Raw genomic sequence first — 18565 nt, 5'->3', positions numbered from 1 at the left:
GGCATCGCGTGTCGAATTATCCGTTTTCCTACAAACTGTCCTGGCTGCCGCGTTTCTTGAAGCCGTCTCTGGCCGGCGATGTGCAAGACTTTGCGCTGATGGCTGGGACGCTTATGGATCCGCCGCCGAGGCAGACAATGCGGCTTGCCTTTGTCGGGGACATCTCGGCGGTGGCCAACCGCAGCGCGCCGGATTGCGATCCGGCGATCAAGGCGCTGCTCGGCGCTGCCGATCTGGTGATCGGCAATTGCGAAAGCCCCGTGGTGGACAGACCAAGCGCGGCGCTGGGCACAAGGCTCGGCACGCATCATGCGATGAGCGAGTTGTTTCTGGCCGAGGCGCTGGCGGCGGTTGGTATTGCGCGAGAAAGGCTCGTGCTGTCGCTGGCCAACAACCATGTGCTGGATCAGGGCGTCGCCGGTTTCGACGAGACGGTGGCGGCGTTGCAGCGGCTCGGCATCCGCACGGTCGGCCTGGCCGCCAATGGCCCGGTGGTGCCTGTCCAGGTCGGACCGCTTGATATCGGCTTCGCCGCATTCACGCTGTGGCGCAACGCCGATGAAAAACTGTTTGCGGGGCGCGTTTCGATGGACAGCGATCCGACGGGCTGGCCGCGCGCTGGCTTGGATCTTCTCTGCGCCGTGCCGCATTGGGACTGGGAGTTCCGGCATTTTCCGCGTGCCGAGACGCGGGCGCTGGCCAGGCGGCTGGCCGGGCAGGGCGTCGGACTGATCGCCGGCCATCACGCCCATGTCGTGCAGCCGGTGGAAAGGATCGACAAGACGGTGGTCGCTTATGGACTTGGCGATTTCCTCGGCACCGCCTTCGCCCGCCAGCCATGGCCGGGTCGCATCGGTTCTATCCTCACTGTCGATGTCAGTGCCGATGCCGGTACGCGCGGGACGATCGCGTCTTACCGGCTGCATCCCTTCATGCGCCTGCGCGCCGGCGACCATGAGCGGCTGGTGTTGGTGGAGGCTTTGGAGGGCCGAGTGCGTGACAAGGTCGAGGGGCGACTGAAAGCGATCTTCCCTTCTCCACCAACCGATCAAGGCGTACCCGCTTAAACGTCTGGCGGCCCCTGCAAAACCGACTATCATGCTCCCGCAGAGGCAGGATTGCGGGGGATAGCGGTGGAAACAGCGGATTTCATGCCGAGCGAAACGGTCATCGCCGGCATCCGGAAAGACATCGCGGCCTATGAAGCGGCGAGGGCGTCGGCGGTCAGGCAGGTGCGCTGGCGGGTGCCGGTGTTCGTCGGCCTGGTGCTGGTGGCCGTGGTGCTGGTCGCCTGGCTGTTCAACAAGGTCGCCGACCCCAACGAGCAATGGGTCTCGACGCCGCATGTGTTCCTGTATGTCATCGGCTTCGCGGCTTCGATCCTGCTCTATTTCCAGGCCAGGAAACCGGCGACGCGGCTGCAGCAATCGTTCCGCGAGACGCTGTTGCCGATCATCTTCGGCTTCATCGCCGACATGCGCTACCAGCATGGCGTGACGCCGAATTCATTCGACCGGTTGCCGCGCACGGCGGTTGGTCCGTTCAACCGGCAGGCGTTCGACGACATCGTCGCGGGCCGCTACGAAGGGTTTCCGTTCGAGCTCTACGAGGCGCATCTGCGGGAAGGGTCGGGCAAAGGCTCGTCGACGGCCTTTCAGGGCGTCATCGTCGCCTTCGAGACCATCGCGCCGTTCCCCGGCATATTGGTGGCGACGCGCCGGACCAACGCGGTCATCAGTTTCTTTCGCGGCATATTCGCCAGCAAGCTGCAGGAGCTGTCCAGTGGCGACGTGGCGCTCGACGCCGCGTACGAGTTCCGCACCGACAATCTCGGGGCGGCACAGCCACTGGTGAGCGGCCGGCTGGCGCAGGCGCTGAAATGGCTTGGCGAAACCTGGCCGGACGATCCGGCCCGTGTCGCGCTCAATGGCAGCGATGGGTTCCTGCTGCTGCCGCAGACGAAGAACTTCTTCGAGCTGCCGGATATTTCGGTGCCGCTCGATTACACCACGCATGTCGCGCCGATGATATCGGACATCGGCGCGATGCTGGCGACGGCGGCACTTGTGCGCAAGATCGGCGCGAAGGACGAGATCGATTAGTTGGGCCTCGCTGTCAGCAGTCAAAGCCGTATTGGTCGCGCATGGTGTCCGCCTCCTCTTTCGACATTTTGTTGAACATAACGCAGACGGTGAAGCTGCCGACCTGATGGCCGGCGCGCATATAGCCCCAGTCGGAAATATCGTTTCGGGTGAATTCTATATTCTGCCCGAGGACCACATTACGCACTTGCTCCGGCTGGTTCGCCAATATGCCGACAAAGCCTGTTTCAGTGCGGCGGAACGGGATGACCCAGAAGTGCTCGCTGACGTTGCCGTCGCGCACCTTGACCTTCAATTTGAACCTGTCGGTGTCGGAGGAAGGAGCCTCGGACAGTGCCAGGAATTCATCCAGGCTGGCGAGCGCCTGCGCTGTCGCTGCCGCCATCTCGGGATCGTCCTCGGTAAACATAATCGTCTTGTCATCGCCCGGATCCGCGCCTTGCGCACAGGCGGACCCCGGCGCAAGCGCCAGCATCAGGGACATCGCGGTCCGGACTGCAAGTTTCATGGAAGGCCCCCTTTCATCGTAACGGCGCACCATCCTGCATCCGTTCCCGATTTGCAACCGGAGCGCGAGTTTCATCCACTTCGGAGCGGCGAGTTGAGCTGATCCATGAAACAAAATGTGTATCGATGACCGGTCGGCAGTCTGTTTCGTGATGCCGCTTGAGACGGATTGCGGCGGCCGCGCCGTGATCGAAACCGCCCGCCACAATCCGGCTAAACGACTCTTTTCGCGGACAGAAGTCCGCTCATTGGGGGAGCCGAAGCGGCCTGAAATGATCTCGGTCGCAGACAATGTGTCGGAATTAAGCCTATGATATTGTTTGCAAAAATTCACCCAACGTGATTTGCGGAGCGAGCGCTTCCGTTCCAGTTTAAGGCCGTCCGGTGCTGTCGTTTCCCAAGGCGGCCCGGAAAAGTGAAACAGCACGGAGTGCACCCCATGAAGAAGACCCTCGCAACCACCGCCGCTCTGCTCGCCTTCCTCGGCACGGCCTATGCCGCGACCGTTCAGGGCACGATCCAGGCCGTCGACCCGACGACCAAGTCGATCACCCTCGACGACGGCAAGATCTACCAGCTGTCACCGGAAGCGACGATCGGGAAATTGAAGGTCGGCGCCAAGGTGGCGGTGACTGTCGATGACAAGACCGGCATCGTGACGTCGATCAAGAAGGCCTCGTAACGCGAGAGCATCGTGCGTCGGCAGACCTGCTGACCGGATTTTTCAAACCCTGTTCCACTCATGGCCGGTCCCTCCGGGGATCGGCCATTTTCATGCCTCGCCCCTCGATGCCGGGCGACCTGGATGAGGTCTTCCGGCTGGACCCCAGGGCCGGCCGGCGGAACGCTGTCCGGCGGCATCGCTATGGTTTTTGCCAAAAAGCCGCGCTATCCCTTGGCCAACGGGGGATATTCATGGCCGACGAACAAAAAGGGTTTCGCCTGTCGCGGCGATTGCTGCTGGGTGCGGCTGTCCTAGGTGGCGCGGTGCTGTGGGGCGGCAACACCGTGGCGCGGCTGGCGCGCGCGCCTTCGGGGCCGAAGAACGCCGGACGGATAGCCGATATCGACGGCTTCGCGTTGCCTTTGAAGCCGCTGGACAATGCGCCGGCCTTCGATGCGTCGCTGCCCTGGTCGGCAAAAGGCGGCGACATCAACGATGCCAGCGGCCTGTCGATGACGCCGGTCTACGGCGTCGTCGAGGTCAGCGAGGACGAGCACATCGCCAATGCGCTGGCCTTCGCGCGTGCCAATGGCCTGAAAGTCTCACTGGCCGCCATCCGCCATTCGATGGGCGGGCATGCCTTCGACGACAACGCGCTGGTACTCGACCTCAGAAAGTTCAACAATGTGACCGTGGATGCGGCGGCGAAGACCATGACCTTGCAGCCGGGCGCGCGCTGGCACGACATCCAGAACCTTCTGCATCCGCGCTTTGCGGTGAAGGCGATGCAGTCGACCGACATCTTCTCGGTCGGCGGCTCGCTGTCGGTCAATGCGCACGGTATGGACCACCAGGCAGGGTCGGTGGCGGGCTCGATCCGCTCGATGCGAGTGATGCTGGCCGACGGCTCGGTGACGACCTGCTCGCCCACCGAGAACACCGATCTGTTCCGCCACGTCGTCGGCGGGTATGGCCTGTTCGGCGTGGTGCTGGAGGCGACGCTCGATATCGTCGAAAACGCCGTCTACCGGACCTCGCGCGAAATCATCAGATCGGACGATTTTCCGAAATTCTTCGCCGAGGTGCTGGAGCCGAACAAGAATATCGGCCTGTTCTACGGCCATCTGTCGACGGCGCCCGGCAATTTCCTCGAGGATATGATCGTCTACCGTTACGACAAGGTGGCGGAGCAGCCGCCGGCGGATCAGCCTGAGATCGGCGAGCCGGGTTCAGTCGGGTTGAAGCGGGTGATCATCAACCTGGCGAAATGGGGCAGCCTGTTCCAGGAGTTGAAGTGGTTCACCGAAAAGACGCTGGAGCCGAAATTCGAAAGCTGCACGGTGGCGCGTACTTCGGCCATGGCCGAGGGCGAGGCCTGTCTCGTCACCCGCAACAACCCGATGCATGATTCGGTGCCCTATCTCTTCAACGATCAAATAGAAGAGACCGACATCCTGCACGAATATTTTATTCCACGTGCCGCCTATGTCGAATTCATCGCGGAAGCGCGCGAGATCCTGCGCAACCAGACGCTGCCGGTGCTCAATGCTTCGGTGCGCATCGTCCACAAGGAGGATGTGGCGCTGACCTACGCGCCGGAGCCAGCCTATTCGCTAGTGCTCTACATCAACCAGCCGACCGATGCCGACGGCAATGCCAGGATGCGCGCGCTGACGCGGGCGCTGATCGACGTGACGATCAAGCATGGCGGGCGCTTCTTCCTGCCTTACCAGCTGCATTATACGGCCAGGGAATTGCTGGCCTCCTATCCCGAACTGCCGGCCTTCCTGGCGGCGAAGCGGCAGTATGACCCTACGGAACTGTTTTCCTCGACCTTCTACCGTGCCATCAAGGCGCTGAGCGGGGTGGCATAAGAAGCAGGAGAACAGCCATGCGCATGGTATCGGCGGCGGCATTCACCCTCATCGCGCTGTGCGCTGGACCGGCCGGGGGCGAGGATCTCAAAGCCTTCAAGCTGACCATCGACGGGGTAACGATCGATATCGATCCCGGCGAGAGCACTGATGTGACGCTACCCGGCGGTAAGCACAGCAAGGTGACGCTCGAGCGCAACGACTTCGCCACCTTTTCCGGCAGCGTTTTCTCCTTCGTTCACCCCAGCAGCATTTCGGTGACCAAGACCGATCTCGGCGATGATATCACGCAGTATCTGATGGCGTCGGCTCTCGGCACGATCGTCGTCGTGCAGGAATATGGCACGATGAACCCGGTGTCGCTCAACCAGCTGATGCTGCAGGAGATGACCAAGGAATCGGTGCAGGCCGGCGCCAAGCTGACGCAGGAGCCGACGACGCGCAAACTCGCCGACGGCAAGGAATTGACCGGGATTCGCGCCGAGGTGAAGACACGCACCGACACCGCCGATTTCGAGATCGTCGGCTTCGACCTGGCCGATCGGGGGCTGCTGTTCATCACCCGCGTTGCCGGCGAGGATGCAGCGACCGAAAAGCCGCTTATCGACAAGTTCTGGCAGAGCCTGAAAGTCAAGCTGCAGCGGGACTAGGCTCGTCTCTCAGTTTGGGTTTCGGGGGGGAATCCATACTTTTGCATAACGGCGGCTCAAGTTATTCTGACGATCCGGATGTTGGAGATCCTGCAGCATGGCGAAGCTCATTTTCAGAATGAACCAGTCCCTCGACGGCTATGTCGACCACCAGAAAATGCCGTCAGGCCCGACAATCTTTCGTCACTGGATAGAGCAAGTGCGCAATTTGAGCGGCAGTGTTTACGGTCGCGGCATGTACGAGGTCATGCGTTATTGGGACGAAGACAGTCCTGAATGGAGCGCGGAGGCGCACGAATTCGCGGCGGCGTGGCGGAGCCAACCGAAGTGGGTTGTGTCGCGCTCTCTGAAGTCGCTCGGCCCCAACGCCACACTTGTCGGGGACGACGTCGAGGCGGTGATAGGTGGGCTTAAGGCTGAGCTCGTCGGGGAGATTTCAGTTTCCGGACCAAACCTGGCACGAAGCCTGACCGACCTTGGTCTTATCGATGAATATCAACTCTACCTCCACCCGTTCGTGCTCGGTCATGGCAAGCCATTCTTCGCCGGCCCCCGGCCGCCGCTTCGCTTTGTGGCCAGCGATTTGATCGGCGATGACGTAATCAGGTTGACCTATGTGCCTGCCTGATTAAGCGGTCGTCAAACCGAGACGCTAGCAGGACTACAGCCCCTTTGGCACTAAGCCGGCCAGCCAGTTCACGGAGCGTTTCGCGGCATCGGCGGTCGCCGAGGCGGCGCGGCCGAGATCGGTCTTGACCACGGCGTAGCCGTTCTTGGTGCGATAGAGCACGCCGGTTCCGCCATCGACCACCTGTTCATAGGCGACGGGCCGGGCGGCGTCGGCTTCCATGGCCGTCGTCGGCGAACCGACCGAGACGCTCGGCCGGTGGCTCAATTCAGGCGGTAGCGGGCTTTCGGTTCTGACAACGCGGCTGGCCGGCTTCAGCTCCGGGCGCGACGCGGTCGCGGCCAGTTGCGAGGAGGACGACGAACCCTTCGTGCGGCAAATGCCGGAGACGAGCGGATAGTTGAAATTGCGCTCGTGCAGCATCTGGCTCTTCATCGCCGCTTCGCACTCGGCGACGGTCGACCACTTGGCCGGCGTCTCGCCGATATATTCGCAAAGCTTGGCGTCGCAGTCGCAGCCGACAATGGTCATAGCGACAAGGGCGGTCTTGATCACGGTCTTGTCCCTTCGAGATGCCCCCGGCAACCCATCCATTTCTTCCCATTCCTTCGCGCGCGAACAAGGCGGGATTTGGCCGCGATTGTGGAATGGGCGTGGCGGAGCCCAGGAAATGCATAATCCTGGCCGGGCGTGGCCGAAAGGCCTCAGTAGTCGTAGACGTGTTCAAGCCTGGCGCCAGCCTTGATCAGCGCCGGCAGCACGAGATGCAGCTTGCGCACGGCGACGGTCAGCCCGGTGCGGCGCGTGGATTGATCGGCCGGGAGCGGATAGCTGAACAGGATGCGCATGCCTTCAGGGATGGCGATCGTATCGGTGGAGAGCACCGTGACCATGATCTCGTCATTGCCGCCGATCTCGACGAAGGAGACGCCCTTGTCGATCAGGCGCGGGATCATTTCGGTGAAGACCTGATAGCGCCTGGTGACGAAGATGGTGCCGTCAGCGCCCATGTCGCGTTCGAGCAAGGTGTCGGGCTCGTTGCGGGTGGCTTCGCCGACGGGTCCCTTGGCCCAGACATGGACGTCGAGCAAGGCAGGGTCCATCGTCGCGGCGAGCGCCTTGGTGATCAGGTCGGCATAGCCCTGCTTGATGGTGTCGGCGAGGCCGAACGCCAGCTTGCGTTCGCTGGTCCGGATCGAGCTGTCTCCCGGCGCCGGCTGCACGGCAAACAGGCCGGCGCGCTTCTCGGCATAGGGGAACTGATACCAGGGCACCTGGTCGAGAAACCCTGCATAGTCCGCCGCCAGCTTGGCCTGATAGATGTCGGCGGCGGTGCGCTTGGCCGTCGTCGCCTCGGTGATGCGGCCGACCGTGTTCTCATAGGCCCACTGCAATATATGCTCGATCGAGTGGCTGGTGCCGATGATGACCAGCATCTGGTGGTTGGCGTAGTTGAACTTGTAGGCAGAACTGGCTCGGATGACCATGGCGTAGTCCTGCCAGAAGCGGCCGACATAGGACCAGTAGGGAAAGCCGCTCGGCTGGTCCTTGTCGACGAAGCCGGCATATTCGCGCGCGGCGTAGACGATCGCCCATTCCGGATAGGTGAGGAAGGTCGATTCCTCCGGCCGCTGGTAGAAGGGGATCTCGGCGCGGACCTTGTCGGCCAGCGCCTTGGGCGGCGCGCCATCGGCAATTCCGGGCAGCGGCGTCTTGTCGAGCGACGACGTCGTCAGAAAGCCGTAGCTCAGCCCGGCGATCGGGATGAGGATGACGAGGACGATCACCCACAGGATCGTCTTGATGATGCGCTTCAGCCAGCGGAACAGGAACATGCCAGATCAGGCCGTGGCGAAGTGTTCGTGTATGCGCCTGGCCAGCCGGAAACCGACATAGACGGCGAAGCCACCGATGACCAGGTGCGGCAGGTTGGCGAAGAAGCGGGCCGGGAATTCGATATCGTTGAGGGAGCGGAAGCCGTTGATGAAGATGCCGGCATCGAGGCAGCCGGAACCGGTGACCAGACCGAGCACGCCGTCGAACAGGTAGACCGAACCGAACAACTTGAAATAGAACACCGCCTGGCGGTGCGAGATGAAGGCGGCGGCCAGCGCCCAGACGCCGGAGAAGGCGTGCAGCAGGTCGTCATACCATTGCAGCGAAAACAGACCGAACAGATTGCCGCCAGCGTCATTGAACGCGGGTATGTAGCCAATGGCGACGACGCCGAAAAACAGGAAAGCATAGGCGACGGCAAGCTTCTGGATCAGCGTCATGAAGTATCCCCCCTCTACGAGTCCGCTTTGCAAACAGACTCTGACGACGCAGCGATACTAACCGATTTTAGCGCGCGGTGAAGCGGCGCCCGCGAGATCGCCGGCGAAGGATATCGAGGGGCAAAAAGACCTTCGGCGCCGGGATTTCTCCCAGCGCCTCCCTGTCAGATCAGGACACGGTCGCGGCAGCAACTTCCGTAAAGTCGTCGCGCCTTGCCGGCCTTGATTTTGACGGTCCTGCCAGTCCGCCGCCCGAGAGCAGCGTCCGTTCGGGACCACGCTGGTTTCCACCCTTGCGGGCTTTGCCCTGCGCACCATCGAAGGTTTTTGCCGTCCTTCATGGCAGCATCGGTCCGCCGTCGGCGTTGGCACGCTTTCCGCGGCCCCGTAGGTCTCGGCTCCGTCCCTCGAAACAGGCAAGCCTGCTCTCGCTTCGGGCCGTCCGGGCCTCAGGAAATCCGCCTTTCACTTCGCCTTTCGGCTGGATGATCGGTAGCCGCCTGAGATGGGTTTAACCTACGCCGGGTAAGGGGCCTGGGGAATGGCCTGAGGCCTGTGGATAGCGGGATTATCGGGGATCAACCAGGGAATGCGATTTTCCGATCCGCCATGATGGGCGGCAGCGGTGGACATTCGGCCCTTGCCCTGCCGGCCGGTGCGGGCTTCAATGCCGGCAAAGGATTCGAGGTGCCGAGCGGCTCGATGTCCTTGCGGGAGGGTTGCTTGAAAGTCGGAGTGGTTCTCAACCCGATTGCCGGTGGGGGCCGGCTGAAACGGCACTGGCCTGAGGTCGCCGCGTCGCTGAAAAAGCACTTCGGCGAATTCGAGCTGCGCGAAACGCAGGCGGAAGGTGACGCCGAAAGGCTGGCAATCGATCTCGCGATGATTGGCTTCGACCTGGTGATCGCGGCCGGTGGCGACGGCACCGCCAGCGAAGTGGCCGATGGACTGCTGCAGGCGTTCCAGGAAAGCGGCCGGACCACCGAGCTCGGCCTCTTGCCGTGCGGCACCGGCATTGACTTCGCGCGCGGGCTCGGCCTGCCGAAAGAGGTGGATGCCGTGCTGAAGCGGTTGGCCGAAGCCAAGGGTCGCAAGGTCGATGCCGGGCGCATCTGCTACATCGATGATCATGGCGCGCTGGCCAGCCGGCATTTCATCAACATCGCCAGCCTGGGGCTTTCCGGCGCCACTGACCGCGCCGTCAATGCCGACAAGCGCAAGGGCAGGATGTCGGCCAAGGCGCTTTTCCTGTGGCGCACCGTGGTCGAGTTCATCCGCTACCGCTTCCAGGACGTCAGGATCACGGTCGACGACGGCGCGCCCGTCGAAGCGCGCATGGCGCTGGTGGCGGTCGCCAACGGAAAATTCTTCGGCGGCGGCATGATGATCGCGCCGGATGCGGAACTGACCGACGGGCAGTTCGACATCGTCATCCTGCGCGCCGCCGGCAAGCTGAAGCTGATCTGGGACATCCGGCTGCTCTATGGCGGCCGGCACCGCAACCATCCAGCGATCACCATCTTGCGCGGCAGGAAAGTGGTGGTCGAACCGCTCGGCGATGTCGAGAAGAACGGCGCGCTGGTCGACATAGACGGCGAGTCGCCGGGACGCATACCCGCGACCTTCGAGATCCTGCCGGGTGCGTTGACGCTCAGATACTGAATCAAGCCGTTGACGGATTGATTCAGATGAATCCGCCGATCCAGCCAACTCGCTGAAATCGCTTAATATCCAGCCGGCGTTAGAGTTCGAGCTTGGCCGGGAAACCAGGTGCGCGCAGGTCGGTGCCGACGGCATCTTCCAACAGTTTGACGATCTGGGTCGACCAGGCGCCGCCGCCATAGGCGGCCTTGCCTTGCTGAAAAATCGCGTTGACGCGCGACGCCAGCTCAAGCGGCACGCCTGACTGTTCGCCCATGGCGAGCGCGAAGCTGAGGTCCTTCAGCGCCAGATCCATGGTGAAGCCGATATCGTAGGAGCCGTTGAGAATGAGCTGGCTTTCGGTATCGTGGACGAAGCTGTTGCCGGAGGAGGCGACGATGGCGTGATAAGCTTGGGCGAGGTCGAGCCCGCCTCGCTTGGCCAGCATCAGCGCCTCGCCGGCGGCGACGAGGTGAACGAAGGCGAGCATGTTGGTGATCACCTTGATCACCGCCGCCGAGCCGACCGGCCCCATCAAGAACGATTTCGCGCACATCGCTTCGATTGCCGGGCGATGGCGCGCATAGAGCGCTGGATCGCCGCCGACCAGCGCGGTGATCTTTCCGGCCGCCGCCAGATGCACGCCGCCGGTGACCGGGCATTCCAGCGTCTCGATGCCTTTGGCCGAGGCGAGGGCCGCGAGGCGGAGAATCTCGTCGCGGCCGTTGGTCGACATCTCGATCCAGGTGCCGCCTGTGGGCAGGCCCTCCAGCAGACCATCGGCGCCCGCCAGCACGGCTTCGCTGACCTTCGGAGAGGGCAGGCAGGAGATGGCGTTGCCGGCCCGTGCGGCGGCCTCGGCGGGGCTGCTTGCCGCTGTGGCCCCGAGCGCCCCCAGGCGCTCGCCGGCGGTGGGATCACGGTCGAAGACGGTGACGGCAAAGCCGTTGCGGATCAGGCTGGCGGCAAGGTTGCCGCCGAGATGGCCAAGACCGATGAAGGCGTAGCTTTCGCTCACGGCATCAACGGCGTCTGCATCATCTGCAGATGCAATTCCTTGCCCGTATAGGGATGTGCGTCGCAGACCGCTTCGTTGAGCTCGACGCCGAGGCCGGGCTCCTTCGACGGGATGATTTTGCCGTCCTGCCACTCGATCTTCTTCTTCAGCAGCGTGGCGTGGAAACCGTCCCACTGCTTCAGCGATTCGAGGATGAGGAAGTTGGGCAGCGTTACCGCCAGCTGGATGTTGGCGGCACCGACGATCGGTCCGCAATAGCAATGCGGCGCGATCTGGATGTGGTAGGCCTCGGCCATGGCGGCGATCTTCTTGGTTTCGAGAATGCCGCCGGAGCGGCCGAGGTCCGGCTGAAGGATGGTCGCGGCGCGGTTCTCGATGACGCGGGCGAACTCGAATTTGGTCGTCAGCCGCTCGCCGGTGGCGATCGGGATCGAGGTCGCGCGGGCCACTTGGGCCATGACCTCAGGCATATCAGGCGGCACCGGCTCCTCGAACCACAAGGGATCGTAGGGCTCGATGGCGCGCGCCATGCGCAGCGCGCCGGACGCCGTGAACTGGCCGTGCGTGCCGAACAGGATGTCGGCGCGGGTGCCTACCGCCTCGCGGATCGCCTTGATCATGCGGGTGGACAGGTCGATATCGACGAGGCGCGGCTGGTGGCCGTCGAAGGCGGTGTAGGGGCCGGCCGGGTCGAGCTTGACGGCATTGAAACCCTGCTCGACATATTCGAGCGCACAGGCAGCGGCGAGATCTGGATCGTTGTAGACGTTCTTGCCGTGCGCGTCCTCGGAGTGGACGCTGCCGCTGTGCGGATAGAGATAGGTGTAGGAGCGCAGCGTCTCGTGCACCTGTCCGCCGAGCAGTTTGTAGACCGGCTTGTCGGCTTCCTTGCCGATAATGTCCCAGCAGGCTATTTCCAGCGCCGAGAAGCAGCCCATGCCGGACACATCGGGGCGCTGGGTGAAGCCGGAGGAATAGGCGCGGCGGAAGAAGTTCTCGATGTCGTGCGGATCGCGGCCGACGAGATAGCGCTCGGCCATGTCCTCGACCATCCGGGCGGTAACATGGGCCGAGAAGGTGGCGTTGTAGGCCTCGCCATAGCCGACCACGCCACCATCGGTGGTCAGCTTGACGAAGATGAAATACTTGCCGCCGATGCCGGGCGGCGGATTGCCGACAACCCAGGTCTTGACGTCGGTGATCCTCATTCTTGGTCCTCCAGAACCAATTCGGCGCCTTTCCAACCGGTCATGATCGAGGCGGCGTTGGTGTTGCCAGTGATGTTGTCGGGAAAGATCGAGGCATCGATGACGCGCAAACCTTCCAGACCATGCACCTTGAGGCGGGGGTCGACGACGGCGCGCGCGGGATCCGGCCCCATGCGGCAGGTCGAGACCGGGTGATAGACGGTGCCCGAGCGCTTCCTGAAATCCTGGACCAGATCGGCGTCCGAGGTGATCGACGGGCCGGGCAACACCTCTTCCTCGATGATCTCGGCCATGGCGGGCATCGAGGCGATCTTGCGCACGAATTTCACCGCTGACAGCATCTCCTCGACATCGGCATTGGTGGAGTAGGCATTGGCCGTTATCCTGGGGTAGTCGCGTGGGTTGGCCGAGCGGATCATGATCTCTCCACGGCTCGACGGGCGGCAGTTGGATAGGCCGATGGAAAAGCCCGGCCATGGGTCGGGCGTCAGGATGGGGCGCTCGCCGCTCTTGGGAATGACGGTCGAGAAGGCCTGGAAATAGAGCTGCATGTTTGGCCGCGTCGCCGCCGGGTCGGTGCGGAAGAAGCCACCGGCATTGTTCATCGACAGCGACAGTGGGCCGGAGCGGGTCAGGATGTATTGCATACCGACCAGCAGCTTGCCCCACCAGGGACGCAGCGTCTGGTTGAGCGTCGGCAGCCGGCCCTTGAAGGTGTAGTTGATGCCGACATGGTCCTGCAGATGCGCACCGACATTTTCGTTGGCATGGACGACGGGAATGCCCAGGCTCCCAAGCAGGGCGGAAGGGCCGACGCCGGACAGTTGCAGCAATTGCGGCGAGTTGATCGAACCGCCCGACAGGATGATTTCGCGGCCGGCACGCGCCGTCTTCATCCCGCCGTTCTGCTGGTATTCGACGCCGACGGCACGCTTGCCCTCGAACAGGATTTTTGTCGCCAGCGCCTTCATCTCGACGCGGACATTCCCGCGCTTCATCGCCGGGCGCAGGAAAGCGCGCGCCGCCGACATGCGGCGGCCGTTGCGGGTCGAGATCTGGTAGATGCCGACACCTTCCTGGGCGGCGCCGTTGAAATCCGGGTTGAGCGGCAGGCCGGCCTGCTGGCCGGCGGCGAGATAGCGCCTGGTCAGCGGATGGACGGCGTCCGAACAGTCGGTGACATGCAGCGGACCGCCGACACCGCGCCATTGGTCTGCGCCGGCCTGGTTATCCTCGAGCGCCTTGAAGGCGGGCAACAAATCGTCATAGCCCCAGCCGGGATTGCCGGCGGCGGCCCAGGCATCGAAATCCTCGCGCGCGCCCCTGATCCAGACCATGGCGTTGATCGAGCTCGAACCGCCGAGCAGCTTGCCGCGCGGCCAGTGGTCGGCATTGCCGGCGAGGCCCGGGTCCGGCTCGGCCTTGTAGTTCCAGTTGACGGCAGGATCGAAGAAGGTCTTGCCGTAGCCGAGCGGCATCTGCACGTAGAAGCGGCGGTCGGTGCCGCCGGCCTCCAGCACCAGCACCGAGAAGCGTCCCGAGGCCGAGAGTTTTTCGGCCAGGACCGAGCCGGCCGAGCCGGAGCCGACGATGATGAAATCATAGGTCTGCATGATGATGCGGGCGGCTCCGGAAAATTGGCTGCAGCCTAGACGCGACGGCATTCCGAAGTCGCCGCGCCATCCGGCATCAGTTGTGAAAAAAGCGACCGTCGAACTGGCCGGGCGTGCGGGGATGCCCGACAATCGCGCTTGATATCTACCTTCTCGACAGCCTATGCGATGGCATTATTTTGGCGCATGATTTTCTCCGAAAAGTCTGCAACTTTTCGGAATCATGCTCTGGCCACTCTGCGGAAGGCAGGAAATCATATGCGAACCCTCCCTGACGCATTCATCCCCGAACTGCCGGGCCACTACAGCGGCAAGGTCCGCGAGAACTACGACCTTGCGGATGGCCGGCGCATCATCATCGCCACCGACCGCCTCAGTGCCTTCGACACCATCCTGACTTCGATCCCGTACAAAGGAGAGATCCTGACGCAGACGGCGCGCTACTGGTTCGAGGAAACCGCCGACATCTGCCCGAACCATGTTCTCGAATACCCCGACCCGAACGTCGTCGTCGGCACGAGGCTCGACATCCTGCCGGTCGAGATCGTCGTGCGCGGCTATCTGGCGGGCACCACCAGCACCTCGATCCTGACGCGCTACAAGCGCGGTGACCGCGACATGTATGGCATCCACCTGCCGGACGGCCTGCGCGACAATGAAAAGCTGGCGGAGCCGATCATCACGCCGACCAGCAAGGCCGCGCATGGCGGCCATGACGAACCGCTGTCCAAAGCGGAGATCCTCGAGCAGGGTCTTCTCACGCAGGCGCAGTGGGATACCGTATCGGACTACGCCTTGCGGCTGTTCGCCCGCGGCCAGCAGCGCGCCGCGGAACGCGGCCTGATCCTCGCCGACACGAAGTACGAATTCGGCACCGACAAGGACGGGACCATCATTCTTGCCGATGAAATCCACACTCCGGACAGCAGCCGGTACTGGATCGCATCGAGCTACGGACAGGCGCTCGCCAGCGGCAGCCGGCCGGAGAGTTTTGACAAGGATTTCATCCGCTCGTGGGTCTCGGCCAGATGCGATCCGTACAACGACCCGATTCCAGAGATACCCGACGAGATCGTCGAACAGGCTTCGCGGGTCTATGCGCAGGCCTATGAGGCGATCACCGGCAAGGAATTTTCTCCAGACCTTTCCGGGGACAGCGTGCTCGATCGTATTCGCACGAACCTCAGGCGCTATCTCTGATCGACCTTCGCCGGGTGAGGCGAACTGCCGTCTTCCACCCATCGCCATGCCAGAGCCCACCAACTCGGGTTAACGGAGCCTTGCCGGGCGTTGGCTGACGGTGCATCAAACGAAAAACCCGCCTGTGCGGCGGGTCACTGGCGCAAATCAGCACCATAGGCAAAAATGTACCATAGCTGAGGTCACCGAGTCAAGAAAAAATTCCTATCGTGAAAAGCTGCCGGCAAAACAGCTGCCGACACCGCGACCCGGCTGTCGCAGGTCTTTTGTCAGTTCGGAGTCTCGTGGCCATGCCGTGGCGCGTTGACCTTGGGGCGCCGTGACGATACGGGGTCGAGGGCAGCCGGTCTCGAAGGATTTCTCGCATGGTGCACTACGCTGAAGGACGGCCGCTTGGCGATCTGACGCTGCGCACCCTGGCCATGCCTTCGGACGCCAATGCGGCCGGCGACATTTTCGGCGGCTGGGTGATGGCGCAGATGGACCTCGCCTGCGGCATCCGTGCCGCCGAGCGCGCCAAGGGCCGCGTGGTGACGGCGGCGGTCAAGGAAATGTCCTTCGCCAAGCCGATGAAGATTGGCGACACGCTGTGCATCTACACCCATGTCGAGCGCGTCGGCCGCACCTCGATGACGCTCAAGGTCGAAGCCTGGGCGCAGCGCTACCTCTCCGACCTGATGGAAAAGGTCACCCATGCCGATTTCGTCATGGTGGCGCTGGATGGCGAGGGCAAGCCGAAAGCGGTTCCTGCCGAAGGCTGACGCCGTTTCTCCCACGCTTGGTCATTTGTAACAGTGCCCCTCCGGCGGACCCGTTTCGCGACATCCAACGGTTGCCTCCATGCCCGATCCTGCTGCAATCGGAGGAGAGACAATGCGTCAACATCTGCTGAACGGTTGGCTCGTGGCAGCCCTGGTCGCGACGACCTGCCTGCTCGGCGTGACCGCCTACGCGGAGGTGAAGGAAGACATCTCGCGCATTGCCTGCACGCATGAGGACAAGGCTCCCGGCGAGCGGGGCGCACGGTGTGATACCTGTGCCGCGGCGCGATGCGATGTCCGCATGTCAGGAGCCTGAGCGGCAGCCGTCAGCGGACGGCATGAGCGGCAATCCGCCAGCCAAAACGGCGCGTGCATTCGGGCAACGATCCGCGCAGCCGAGATAGAATTTCCGATCAGGCAAGCCGGATGTTGCGTGCGGGGCTGAATCCCTTGCGGCGCAAGGGTTTCAGGCGTGCGTGCCGTCGAATTTTTCGCGCGCCGCCTTGACGCGCATGGTGTTCGCGCGCGCCCATTCGCTCAGTGCGCTGACGGGGATCAGCAACTCGTGGCCGAGCTCGGTCAGCTCATAATCGACGCGCGGCGGAATGGTTGGAAACACGGTGCGGGTGACGAAGCCGTCACGCTCCAGGCCGCGCAAGGTGGTGGTCAGCATTTTCTGCGAGATGCCGCCGACGGCGGCGCGCAATTCATTGAAACGCATCGGTCCGTCGCCCAGCTTGCCGACGACCAGAACAGTCCATTTGTCGCCGACGCGCTGCAGAATTTCCGAGATGGCGCGGCAGTCCTCGGTGCGGTGTGGGTGCCTCGGTAACAAAAAAGTGCCTTCTTGTGCATCGCGTTTGCAGTATCTCATATAGCGCAGGTATCCAAATGATACCAGTACTTCGTGCAAGGAGAGCCCTTATGTCCAAACCCAAAATTGCCATCGTCGTCGGATCGACGCGCGCCGCTCGTTTCGCCGATGTGCCAACCCAGTGGATCGCCAAGATCGCCAAGTCGCACGCCGACATCGATGTCGAGATCGTCGACCTGCGCGACTTCCCGCTGCCGTTCTTCGACGAGGTCGCATCCTCCGCCTGGGCGCCGTCGCAGAACGAAGTGGCGCAGCGCTGGCAGAAGAAGGTCGCCGAATTCGACGGCTTCATCTTCACCGCCGCCGAATACAATCATGGCCCGACGGCCGTGCTGAAGAACGCCATCGACTACGCCGCCAATGAATGGAACAAGAAGCCGGCAGGCTTCGTCGGTTATGGCAGCGTCGGCGGCTCGCGTGCCGTCGAACAGCTTAGACTGTATGCCGTCGAATTGCAGATGGCGCCGATCAAGTCGGCCGTCCATATCGCCTGGGGCGATTTCCTCGCCGTCCGCCAGGGCGAGAAGAAGCTGGAAGACCTCGAGCATCTGAACCAGGCCGCCACCGCGCTGGTCAACGATGTTGCGTGGTGGGCCAAGGTGCTCAAGGCGGCGCGTCAGGCCGACGCCGTTGCCGAGGAAGTCAAGGCGGCCTGACCGCCAATTCGAATTATCCTCCCAAGGATCCGGGGGCGGCGTCTTGCGCCGCCCTTTTTCAATTATAGCGGCTCGAATTGAAAGCTGGCGCCGGATCGGACGACGCGGCCGACACCGGGCGAATCCAGATGCGCGCCGGCGACGAAACAATGATCGTCGGCTGCAAGCGCCAGCAACCGCAACCGGCTTTCGCGCGCCTGGTCCTGATCGGCGTCGAATTCCCATGTCACCTCAGGTCGATCGAACTGAAGCGATGGGACGTGAACGGTGTCGCCCCAGATCAAAATGCGTTCGCCGCCGGCAGAAACACGAAAGCAGCTGTGTCCCGCTTCATGGCCATGAGCGCCGACAATGTCGACATGTGTCCCGATACGGTCTCCGGCTTCGAAGGGTTCCGCCGTGCCGTGAAATCGTTCGAGCCGCGCTTCGGCGCGAAAAAAGCCGAGTTCTTCCCCGGGAACGAGCAAGCGCGCCAGACGCGGGAAAGCGTCGCGGCCGTCGGCAAGCACAAGACCATGGATGTGGTCGAGATGCGTGTGGGTGAAGCAGACGGTACGGACTCGTCCTGCATCGATGCCAGCTTCGTCCAGCGCCTCGGGAAGTCGGCCCATGGTGGGATGCCAGGCGTTCGAGGCGCCGGTATCGATCAAGATGATCCCGTTTCCATCGTCAATCGCGAAGGCATTGACGGAAAGCCTGAGTTGACCACCAACCAACGCGACTTGTTGCGGCAATTCATCGCCAAATGGCTTGTCGCCGCGTTGCCGAAGCCGTCCGATCGGCATGTCGACATAGCCATCGCGCAAGGAGGTGATGCGCAAGTCACCAAGATCGTAGGTCTGATAAAGGTCGCCCGAAGCTATGCGGTGCATTTTCCGATCCGTTCTGTGGAC

General features: G+C 62.8%; 20 protein-coding genes. 11 read left to right on the top strand and 9 right to left on the bottom strand.

From position 1 onward, the window contains the following. The first annotated feature begins 8 nt into the window (after positions 1–8). Positions 9–1067, top strand: a complete 1059-nt coding sequence (locus tag NKH97_RS08105) for a CapA family protein (protein ID WP_023809780.1) — start codon at positions 9–11, stop codon at positions 1065–1067. Between the two features lie 84 nt (positions 1068–1151). After that, positions 1152–2102 carry a hypothetical protein gene (locus NKH97_RS08100; protein WP_352796031.1) on the top strand — a complete coding sequence of 317 codons (951 nt, stop codon included), beginning with the start codon at positions 1152–1154 and terminating at the stop codon, positions 2100–2102. A gap of 13 nt (positions 2103–2115) precedes the next feature. On the opposite strand, the gene NKH97_RS08095 is transcribed toward NKH97_RS08100, so the two are convergent. Further along, positions 2116–3036, bottom strand: a complete 921-nt coding sequence (locus tag NKH97_RS08095; protein ID WP_352440385.1) for a YegJ family protein — start codon at positions 3034–3036, stop codon at positions 2116–2118. A gap of 12 nt (positions 3037–3048) precedes the next feature. Between NKH97_RS08095 and NKH97_RS08090 the strand changes: the two genes are divergently transcribed. From NKH97_RS08090 to NKH97_RS08075, 4 genes are all read left to right on the top strand, one after another. Further along, positions 3049–3291, top strand: a complete 243-nt coding sequence (locus NKH97_RS08090) for a DUF1344 domain-containing protein (protein WP_013530037.1) — start codon at positions 3049–3051, stop codon at positions 3289–3291. 233 nt (positions 3292–3524) lie between these two features. Continuing rightward, a complete protein-coding gene (locus NKH97_RS08085; RefSeq protein WP_352752058.1) occupies positions 3525–5147 on the top strand; it encodes an FAD-binding oxidoreductase in 1623 nt (540 codons plus the stop codon). A 17-nt stretch (positions 5148–5164) separates the two neighbouring features. Then, on the top strand, positions 5165–5797 hold the full coding sequence (locus NKH97_RS08080) for a hypothetical protein (RefSeq protein WP_352796028.1): 633 nt from the start codon (positions 5165–5167) through the stop codon (positions 5795–5797). Between the two features lie 97 nt (positions 5798–5894). After that, complete coding sequence (locus tag NKH97_RS08075) at positions 5895–6425, top strand: dihydrofolate reductase family protein (RefSeq protein WP_352610452.1); 531 nt, start codon at positions 5895–5897, stop codon at positions 6423–6425. A 33-nt stretch (positions 6426–6458) separates the two neighbouring features. Here NKH97_RS08075 and NKH97_RS08070 read toward each other — a convergent pair whose 3' ends face one another. The 3 genes from NKH97_RS08070 to NKH97_RS08060 all read right to left on the bottom strand — a co-directional run bounded on the left by NKH97_RS08070 (position 6459) and on the right by NKH97_RS08060 (position 8701). Further along, complete coding sequence (locus tag NKH97_RS08070; RefSeq protein ID WP_023809774.1) at positions 6459–6980, bottom strand: hypothetical protein; 522 nt, start codon at positions 6978–6980, stop codon at positions 6459–6461. A 149-nt stretch (positions 6981–7129) separates the two neighbouring features. Beyond that, complete coding sequence (locus NKH97_RS08065) at positions 7130–8260, bottom strand: hypothetical protein (RefSeq protein WP_352440389.1); 1131 nt, start codon at positions 8258–8260, stop codon at positions 7130–7132. A gap of 6 nt (positions 8261–8266) precedes the next feature. Next, positions 8267–8701 carry a hypothetical protein gene (locus NKH97_RS08060; protein WP_127294990.1) on the bottom strand — a complete coding sequence of 145 codons (435 nt, stop codon included), beginning with the start codon at positions 8699–8701 and terminating at the stop codon, positions 8267–8269. Between the two features lie 723 nt (positions 8702–9424). Between NKH97_RS08060 and NKH97_RS08055 the strand changes: the two genes are divergently transcribed. Next, the gene (locus NKH97_RS08055; RefSeq protein WP_352630010.1) at positions 9425–10363 is read left to right on the top strand and encodes a diacylglycerol/lipid kinase family protein; all 939 of its coding nucleotides are present in this window, start codon (positions 9425–9427) and stop codon (positions 10361–10363) included. 79 nt (positions 10364–10442) lie between these two features. On the opposite strand, the gene NKH97_RS08050 is transcribed toward NKH97_RS08055, so the two are convergent. The 3 genes from NKH97_RS08050 to NKH97_RS08040 are packed head-to-tail and all read right to left on the bottom strand — an operon-like array spanning position 10443 to position 14181. Continuing rightward, positions 10443–11360, bottom strand: coding sequence for an NAD(P)-dependent oxidoreductase (locus NKH97_RS08050; RefSeq protein WP_352796024.1), 918 nt, complete (start codon positions 11358–11360; stop codon positions 10443–10445). Beyond that, positions 11357–12568 (bottom strand): mandelate racemase/muconate lactonizing enzyme family protein, encoded by a 1212-nt coding sequence (locus NKH97_RS08045; protein WP_352440392.1) that lies wholly within the window; start codon positions 12566–12568, stop codon positions 11357–11359. Before NKH97_RS08045 ends, NKH97_RS08050 begins: the two co-directional genes overlap by 4 nt. Beyond that, entirely contained in the window at positions 12565–14181 is a 1617-nt protein-coding gene (locus tag NKH97_RS08040) for a GMC family oxidoreductase (protein WP_352796255.1), read from the bottom strand. The genes NKH97_RS08045 and NKH97_RS08040 overlap by 4 nt, the downstream gene beginning before the upstream one ends. Positions 14182–14439: 258 nt before the next feature. Here NKH97_RS08040 and NKH97_RS08035 point away from each other — a divergent pair, with 258 nt between their 5' ends. From NKH97_RS08035 to NKH97_RS08025, 3 genes are all read left to right on the top strand, one after another. Beyond that, positions 14440–15381 (top strand): phosphoribosylaminoimidazolesuccinocarboxamide synthase, encoded by a 942-nt coding sequence (locus tag NKH97_RS08035; protein ID WP_352796022.1) that lies wholly within the window; start codon positions 14440–14442, stop codon positions 15379–15381. Positions 15382–15746: 365 nt separating this feature from the next. Then, the gene (locus tag NKH97_RS08030) at positions 15747–16142 is read left to right on the top strand and encodes an acyl-CoA thioesterase (protein ID WP_013530049.1); all 396 of its coding nucleotides are present in this window, start codon (positions 15747–15749) and stop codon (positions 16140–16142) included. Positions 16143–16254: 112 nt separating this feature from the next. Further along, positions 16255–16458 (top strand): hypothetical protein, encoded by a 204-nt coding sequence (locus NKH97_RS08025; protein ID WP_352555037.1) that lies wholly within the window; start codon positions 16255–16257, stop codon positions 16456–16458. Positions 16459–16608: 150 nt separating this feature from the next. On the opposite strand, the gene NKH97_RS08020 is transcribed toward NKH97_RS08025, so the two are convergent. Then, positions 16609–16977 carry a winged helix-turn-helix transcriptional regulator gene (locus tag NKH97_RS08020; protein WP_164780174.1) on the bottom strand — a complete coding sequence of 123 codons (369 nt, stop codon included), beginning with the start codon at positions 16975–16977 and terminating at the stop codon, positions 16609–16611. Positions 16978–17066: 89 nt separating this feature from the next. On the opposite strand from NKH97_RS08020, the gene NKH97_RS08015 reads away from it, so the two are divergent. Then, on the top strand, positions 17067–17672 hold the full coding sequence (locus NKH97_RS08015) for an NADPH-dependent FMN reductase (protein ID WP_352796019.1): 606 nt from the start codon (positions 17067–17069) through the stop codon (positions 17670–17672). 62 nt (positions 17673–17734) lie between these two features. On the opposite strand, the gene NKH97_RS08010 is transcribed toward NKH97_RS08015, so the two are convergent. Beyond that, entirely contained in the window at positions 17735–18544 is an 810-nt protein-coding gene (locus NKH97_RS08010) for an MBL fold metallo-hydrolase (protein ID WP_352792980.1), read from the bottom strand. Between the last annotated feature and the right edge of the window lie 21 nt (positions 18545–18565).

This window comes from Mesorhizobium sp. M0870 (assembly GCF_040319775.1).
GTDB lineage: Bacteria > Pseudomonadota > Alphaproteobacteria > Rhizobiales > Rhizobiaceae > Mesorhizobium.
This window is presented reverse-complemented; position numbering and strand designations above follow the sequence as displayed.

What these genes read in the sequence shown, in the direction of transcription:
- NKH97_RS08100 (WP_352796031.1), top strand. Translation starts at nt 1,152, where the DNA reads ATGCCGAGCGAAACGGTCATCGCCGGCATCCGGAAAGACATCGCGGCC.
- NKH97_RS08090 (WP_013530037.1), top strand. Translation starts at nt 3,049, where the DNA reads ATGAAGAAGACCCTCGCAACCACCGCCGCTCTGCTCGCCTTCCTCGGC.
- NKH97_RS08085 (WP_352752058.1), top strand. Translation starts at nt 3,525, where the DNA reads ATGGCCGACGAACAAAAAGGGTTTCGCCTGTCGCGGCGATTGCTGCTG.
- NKH97_RS08080 (WP_352796028.1), top strand. Translation starts at nt 5,165, where the DNA reads ATGCGCATGGTATCGGCGGCGGCATTCACCCTCATCGCGCTGTGCGCT.
- NKH97_RS08075 (WP_352610452.1), top strand. Translation starts at nt 5,895, where the DNA reads ATGGCGAAGCTCATTTTCAGAATGAACCAGTCCCTCGACGGCTATGTC.
- NKH97_RS08065 (WP_352440389.1), bottom strand. Translation starts at nt 8,260, where the DNA reads ATGTTCCTGTTCCGCTGGCTGAAGCGCATCATCAAGACGATCCTGTGG.
- NKH97_RS08060 (WP_127294990.1), bottom strand. Translation starts at nt 8,701, where the DNA reads ATGACGCTGATCCAGAAGCTTGCCGTCGCCTATGCTTTCCTGTTTTTC.
- NKH97_RS08045 (WP_352440392.1), bottom strand. Translation starts at nt 12,568, where the DNA reads ATGAGGATCACCGACGTCAAGACCTGGGTTGTCGGCAATCCGCCGCCC.
- NKH97_RS08040 (WP_352796255.1), bottom strand. Translation starts at nt 14,181, where the DNA reads ATGCAGACCTATGATTTCATCATCGTCGGCTCCGGCTCGGCCGGCTCG.
- NKH97_RS08035 (WP_352796022.1), top strand. Translation starts at nt 14,440, where the DNA reads ATGCGAACCCTCCCTGACGCATTCATCCCCGAACTGCCGGGCCACTAC.
- NKH97_RS08030 (WP_013530049.1), top strand. Translation starts at nt 15,747, where the DNA reads ATGGTGCACTACGCTGAAGGACGGCCGCTTGGCGATCTGACGCTGCGC.
- NKH97_RS08025 (WP_352555037.1), top strand. Translation starts at nt 16,255, where the DNA reads ATGCGTCAACATCTGCTGAACGGTTGGCTCGTGGCAGCCCTGGTCGCG.
- NKH97_RS08015 (WP_352796019.1), top strand. Translation starts at nt 17,067, where the DNA reads ATGTCCAAACCCAAAATTGCCATCGTCGTCGGATCGACGCGCGCCGCT.
- NKH97_RS08010 (WP_352792980.1), bottom strand. Translation starts at nt 18,544, where the DNA reads ATGCACCGCATAGCTTCGGGCGACCTTTATCAGACCTACGATCTTGGT.